Source organism: Rhodoferax sp. RT5P35, assembly GCF_056521385.1.
In genome coordinates this window covers 1-1,087 of the sequence record NZ_JBWMAX010000315.1, presented here as the reverse complement: position 1 = coordinate 1,087, position 1,087 = coordinate 1, and the positions used below count along the sequence as shown (strand labels likewise).

General features: G+C 65.2%; 1 protein-coding gene. It reads left to right on the top strand.

Going from position 1 to position 1,087, the window contains the following annotated elements:
* Positions 1–233: 233 nt before the first annotated feature.
* The coding region (locus tag AC097L_RS25945) for an aliphatic sulfonate ABC transporter substrate-binding protein (protein WP_479589565.1) at positions 234–1,087 on the top strand (854 nt) is incomplete at its 3' end.

Below are 1,087 nucleotides of genomic sequence, written 5' to 3'. Positions count from 1 at the left end.
TCTGCTGCCACCCGACGGCCACCAGCTCGACGACGACCTGGCGCAGCGCCTGCACCGTGCGGCCGGTCTGCTGCCGGTGTCCAAGGACTGGGGCAAGCACGCGGCCAACGCGCCCATCCATTTCTCGCGCGTGCGCTGTAGCGTTTAAACGCTCCCAGGTTTCCCTACTTTTTGATATGGCTGCAGCGCGGCAGGGCGAAGCCTTGCCTGCGCGCCACCCCAAGGACATTGCTATGACGAACTTGCCCCTGATTTCCCGCCGTACGCTGCTCGCCGCCAGCGCGCTGGCTGCACCTGGTTTCCATGCTTTCGCCCAATCGCCGCGCGTGCTGCGCATCGGCAACCAGAAAGGCGTGCTGAGCTTTTTGAAGGCCCGTGGCACGCTGGAAAAGCGCCTGGCCCCGCTGGGCGTGAGCGTCACCTGGACCGAGTTCAACGCCGGGCCGGTGCAGCTCGAAGCGCTCAACGTCGGCTCCATCGACTTTGGCGACGTGGGCGAAGCCCCGCCCATCTTCGCCCAGGCCGCCGGTGCGCCGCTGGTCTATGTAGCGGCCACCGCGCCCCTGGTCGGCAGCGAAGCCGTGATCCTGCCCAAAGGCTCGGCAGTCCAGAAGATTGCGGATCTGAAGGGCAAGAAAGTGGCCTACAACAAGGGCTCGAACGTGCAGTTCTTCCTAGCCAAGCTGCTGGAGAAAAACGGCCTGGCCTATAACGATGTGCAGCACGTGCATCTGGCACCCGCCGATGCCCGCGCCGCTTTCACCCAGGGCGCGGTGGATGCCTGGGTGATCTGGGACCCGTTCTTCGCCGCAGCGCAAAAAACGCTGGACGCGCGCCTGCTGGCCGATGCCGCCGGCGTGGTCAACAACCGCGGTTACTACTTCAGCTCTCGCAGCTTTTCCGACAAGAATCCCGACATCCTGCGCATTGCGGTGGAGGAGGTGACGGCCATCGACAAATGGTTTGGCACCGACCGCGCTGCAGCGGCAACGGAATACGCCGCCATCCTGGGGCTGGACCGCAGCGTGGCCGAGCTGACCTTGCAGCGCCGCCCCGTGGGCACCGTGCCCATCACCAAAGCTATCCT